The sequence below is a fragment of the Catenulispora pinisilvae genome (assembly GCF_015356865.1).
In the GTDB taxonomy this organism is placed as follows: Bacteria; Actinomycetota; Actinomycetes; order Streptomycetales; family Catenulisporaceae; genus Catenulispora; species Catenulispora pinisilvae.
In genome coordinates, this window is record NZ_JAAFZA010000416.1 from 1 (window position 1) to 5,010 (window position 5,010).

At 70.0% G+C, this 5,010-nt stretch carries 4 protein-coding genes; all 4 read right to left on the minus strand.

All coding sequences use genetic code 11. The features are described from left to right. On the minus strand, positions 1-1,546 hold a 1,546-nt coding region (locus IZR01_RS48090), incomplete at its 3' end, for a beta-N-acetylhexosaminidase (RefSeq protein ID WP_194927768.1). 15 nt (positions 1,547-1,561) lie between these two features. Then, on the minus strand, positions 1,562-2,392 hold the full coding sequence (locus tag IZR01_RS48095; protein ID WP_194927769.1) for a carbohydrate ABC transporter permease: 831 nt from the start codon (positions 2,390-2,392) through the stop codon (positions 1,562-1,564). Next, positions 2,389-3,372: a carbohydrate ABC transporter permease gene (locus tag IZR01_RS48100; protein ID WP_228561400.1), complete on the minus strand. Its 984-nt coding sequence runs from the start codon at positions 3,370-3,372 to the stop codon at positions 2,389-2,391. The genes IZR01_RS48095 and IZR01_RS48100 overlap by 4 nt, the downstream gene beginning before the upstream one ends. Continuing rightward, positions 3,372-4,718 (minus strand): extracellular solute-binding protein, encoded by a 1,347-nt coding sequence (locus tag IZR01_RS48105; RefSeq protein WP_194927770.1) that lies wholly within the window; start codon positions 4,716-4,718, stop codon positions 3,372-3,374. The genes IZR01_RS48100 and IZR01_RS48105 overlap by 1 nt, the downstream gene beginning before the upstream one ends. Positions 4,719-5,010: the final 292 nt, after the last annotated feature.

Genomic DNA, 5,010 nt, shown 5'->3' on the forward strand with positions numbered 1-5,010 from the left:
CGCCCGGCCGCTCAGCCGCCAACGCCCCCAGCGCCGCCAAGCGCGGCAGATGCCCCTGAAGCCGCCGGGCGAAGTCGGCCGGATCGCGGCGCTCATCGCTCCACGCCCCCTCGGCCAGCGCGCACAGCCGTGGATACAGCAGGTGCCGCACCACCTCGGTCGTCGGCGCGGACTCGGTCCACAGCTGCGCCTGCGTGCCCAGCACGCCCGGTCCGCCCGAGCCGTCGGCCAGCGCCGCCGCCCCCGTCGCGCTGAGCCCGGTCGGCAGCGGGTCGAAGCTGTAGGCGTCGGCCAGGGTCAGGACCCGGTCCTCGGCCGACGGCGGCTCGTCGGGGTGCCCGCTTTGCCGGTAGTCCAGATACGTGTGCTCGTGAGGAGCCACGATCACCTGGTGCCCGCGCGCGATCGCCTCCGCGGCGTGTTCCGGTTTCAGCCACGCGGTCGCGACCACGCCCGGATCGAGATGGCCGACGCCGACGGCGTCGTTCCAGCACACGGCCCGGCGGCCGTGCTCGGCCAGGAAGGTGTGCATCCGGCTCAGGAACCAGCCCAGCAGGTCGGCGATGTCCGTCAGGCCGGCGCGTGCCGCGCGGGCGCGGGCATCGGCGCTGGCCTGCCACTGGGTGGTGCGGCATTCGTCGCCGCCGATGTGGATGTTGGGCGAGGGGAACAGGGTCATGACGTCGGACAGGACGTGGCGGCAGAAGTCGAGGGCTTCGTCGTGGACGGCGAGGATGTCCTCGCTGATGCCCCACGACGTCCAGACCGGCACCCTGGCCTCGGGGTGGTTGCCGAGCCGCGGGTAGGCGGCGATGGCCGCGCGGGTGTGGCTGGGCATGCCGATCTCCGGGACGATCCTCACGCCGCGCGCGGCGGCGTATTCCACGAGCGCGGCCAGCTCGGCGCGGGTGTAGTGGCCGGTGTGCGGGGTGCCGTCGAAGACGGTGGAGCCGGCGCGGCCGACCATCGATTCGGTGCGGGTGGCGCCGATCTCGGTGAGCAGCGGCAGGCCGTCGATCTCGATGCGCCAGCCCTGGTCGTCGGTGAGGTGCAGGTGCAGGATGTTGAGTTTGTGCAGGGCGATCTCGTCGACGAGGCGGTGCAGGAAGCCGATCGGCATGAAGTGCCGGGCCACGTCCAGCATGACGCCGCGCCAGGCCAGGCGGGGGGCGTCGTGCACGTGGCAGGCCGGCCAGCGCCAAGTCCGGGCCGGTGCGGCTGCCGGGTTCGTTGACAGCGCCGGTGCCGGGAGCAGTTGCCGCAGCGTCTGCACGCCGTTGAACAGTCCGGCCTCACTCGGCGCGGCCAGCGTCACCTGTTCGGGCTCGATGAGCAGGTCGTAGCCGTGCCGGTGGTCGTGGGCGCCGGCGTCCAGGCGCACGGTGATGACCGGTCCGGTATCGGTGCGTGGCCGGTCCGGGCCCAGGTAGGCGGCGAGCAGGTCGGCGGCGCGTTCGGCGCCGGGGCCGGCGGCCAGGTTCAGCGCCGCGGCCAGGGCGAACTCGCCGGGCTGTGCGGTGTACTCGGCGGGGCGGGGGATGATCACAAATGGCCTTTCGAGTCAGCCCTTGACGGCGCCGGCGGTCATGCCGGCGGTGAGGCGGGTCTGCGCGATCAGGAAGAAGACGACGGCGGGCAGCGCGAACAGCGTGGAGCCGGCGATCAGGCCCGCGTAGTCGGTGCCGGTGTTGGTGGAGAAGGTGGCCAGCCACACCGGCAGCGTGTAGTGGGCGTCGTCCTTCATCATCACGTAGGCGTAGATGTAGTCGTTCCAGGCCGTGATGAACGCGAAGATCGAGGTGGCGATGATGCCCGGGGCCAGCAACGGCGCCATGATGTGCCGGATGACCTGGCCGGGGCTGGCGCCGTCGAGCTTCGCGGCCTCCTCCAGCTCCACCGGGATGCCCTGGGCGAAGCCGCGCAGGATCCAGATCGTCAGCGGCACCACGAACGCGGTGTAGGTGAGCCCCAGGGACAGCAGGTTGTTGAGCAGGTGCAGGTTCTTCATGGTCAGGAACATCGGGATCACCAGCGCCGGGGCCGGGATCATCTGGATGCCGAAGATGGTGACCAGCAGCGCGCGCCGGCCGACGAAGCGGAACCGGGCCAGGGCCAGCGCGGCCAGGAATCCGACGACGGTCGCCACGAGCACCACCGACAGCGTCACCACCAGGCTGTTGAACACGTAGGAGCCGAAGTGCGGTTTGCCGATGGCGTCGGCGAAGTTGGCCAGGGTCAGCGGGAACGGCAAGAACTTCGGGGTGGAGGTGAGGATGTCGTGCTGCGGTTTGAACGCGGTGTTGACCATCCAGTACAGCGGGAACGCCCACACCAGGACGAACAGCGAGCCGCCGATGTTCAGCAGCACCCTGCCGCGCGGCGATGCCTTCATGCTTCCTCCCCTGTCACGACCAGCCGCCGGACCCACCAGCCGACCAGCACGGCCAGCAGCACCACCGAGAACACCGCGATGGCCGCGCCCTGCCCGTAGGACTGGGAGGCGAAGGCCTGGGTGAAGGACCAGATCGCGATGGTGGTGGTGGCGCCGTCCGGGCCGCCCTTGGTCAGGATCCAGATCTGGTTGAACACGTTGAAGTCCCAGATCACCGACAGCACGGTGACCAGCATCAGCACCGGGCGCAGGAACGGCACGGTGACGGTGCGAAGCCGGCGCAGGTAGCCGGCGCCGTCGATCGCGGCGGCCTCGTAGTAGTCGGCAGGGATCTGACTCAGGCCCGCGTACAGCGTCAGGGCGACGAAGGGCACCGATATCCAGACCACCAGCAGCCAGACCACGACGAACCCGGAGGTGGTCCCGGCCAGGAAGTCGTGTTGCCGCACGTCGCCGAAGACCCGCAGCTGGGTGAGCAGCCAGTTGACGACACCGTAGGTGGGCTGGAACAGCCACTGCCAGACCAGCGTGGAGGCCACGGTCGGCATGGCCCAGGCGCCCAGCAGCGCCAGCATCATCGCCACCCGCAGCTTGCGGCCGGCCGCGACCATCATCAGCGCCGCGCCGAACCCGATCACCACGGTGCCCGCGACCAGCGTCGCGGCGAACACCACGGTCCGCACCAGCACCGGGACCAGCTGCGGGTCGTGCAGGATCGCGGTGTAGTTGGCGGTGCCGACCGAGGCGGCGCGGCCGGTGATCAGGGTGCGCAGTCCGAAGCCCTGGGTGGAGATGACGCCGAGGCGGATCAGCGGGTAGCCGACGACGGCGGCCAGCAGGACGACGGCCGGGATCAGCAGGATGTAGGGCTGCACCTGGCGGCGCCGGCGCCGGCCGGGCGCCGCCCCCGCCGATCCGGGGGCGGCGGGGCCGGCGGGGCCGGCCGGTGGCGCGGCCTGTTCAGCGGTGGGCAGGGCCATCACTGCGCCGGGGCGTTGAGCGCCTGGTCCAGGTGCGCGTCCAAGGTCTTGGCGGCCTCGGCCGGGCTTTTACGGCCGGTGGCTATGTCGGCGAAGAAGTCGTTGATCGACTTGTCCGACTCCACGGTCGCCCAGCCCGCCACGGCCGGGGTGGCCACCGAGTTCTTCGCCGCGGTGAAGAACGCCTTCGACACCTCCGGCACGCCGGCGATGCTCTGGTCGATCACCTCGGAGGAGGCCGGGATCCAGTGGTCGATCCCGACGATCGCCGAGGCCTGCACGGTCGGGTCCGTGGCCGCTTTCAGGTAGGCCAGCGCCAGCGCCTGGTTCTTGCTCTTGGCCGCGACCACCAGGTCCGAGCCGCCGAGGAACACCGGCTGGGTCTTGCCGTCGGTGGCGCTGGGGAACGGGAAGGTACCGATCTGGTCCTTCAGCGAGGGGTCCACCGTCAGGATCTTGTTGATGTTCGAGTTCAGGATGGTCGCGGTCTTGCCCTGCGCGAACAGCGTGTTGAAGTCCGGCGCCGTGGTGTCGACGTCCTGCGAGGCCGCCGAGGAGTACTTGCCGACGAAGTCCTTCCACGCCTGCAACCCCTGCTGCGCCTGCGGCGAGGCCAGCGCGCCGGACCACTTGCCGCCGGAGTCGGTGGCCAGCTGCCCCCCGGCGTCCCAGACGAACTGCAACGCCCCATACCAGTAGCGGCCCGGGAAGTAGAACGCCGAGAAGTCCGGCGCGGTGTTCCTCGCCTTGATCGCGTCCAAGTCGGAGGTCAGCTGCGGGAACGTGGTCGGCGCGGTGGTGATGCCGGCGTCGGCCCAGATCTTCTTGTTGTAGATCACGGCCCGGTTGCCGGCGAACAGCGGCGCGCCATAGCTGTGCCCGTCGATCGTGGCCGGACCCGCCAGACCCGGCAGCCAGTGCTGGCCGGCCTGCAACTGCGGCAGCACCGAGGTGATGTCGCTCAGACCGGAACTGGCCGCGAACAGCGGCACGTCGGTGTTGCCGATCTCGATCACGTCCGGCGGATCGTCCTGGGCCAGCGCCGTGGCGATCTTGGTGTTGATGCCGTCCCACTGCTGGATCTCGACCTTCACCCGCGCCCCGGTGGCCGCGGTGAACTTGTCGTCGATCGCCTTCACGACGGCGTCGGACAGGTCGCCGTCCATGTACCAGACCGTCAGGGTCTTGCCGGCACCGGAACCCGGCCCGGCCACCGCGGCCGCTTGCGCGCCGGACCCGGACCCGCCGGAGCCGGAGGAAGAACTGGAACAAGCCGAAGCGCCGAGAACGAGCAGGGGCACGAGGACACTGCCCGCGGCGCGCGCGGCCGATCTGCGGATGCGCATGGTGATCCTTACCTTCGAGCTCTGTCAGAGGGGATCAGAAGAGAAGATGAGCGAGGTGCGACGGATGCTTGCACTTTCCCATTGGTAATGTCAACGCCGCCAGCGCGCTCAACCCGAACCTCCATGCCTGGCCCGGGACCTACTTGACAGACCATTGGTCTAGTCCCATCCTGAACGCCAGCAGGCTCAAGAAGTTACCTATGGTCCACTCGGAGGTAACCCCACCGCACCGTCACGGCAGCACCGACCCCACAAGGAGTTCCCTGACATGCGCCACCGCCCCGTCCCCCGC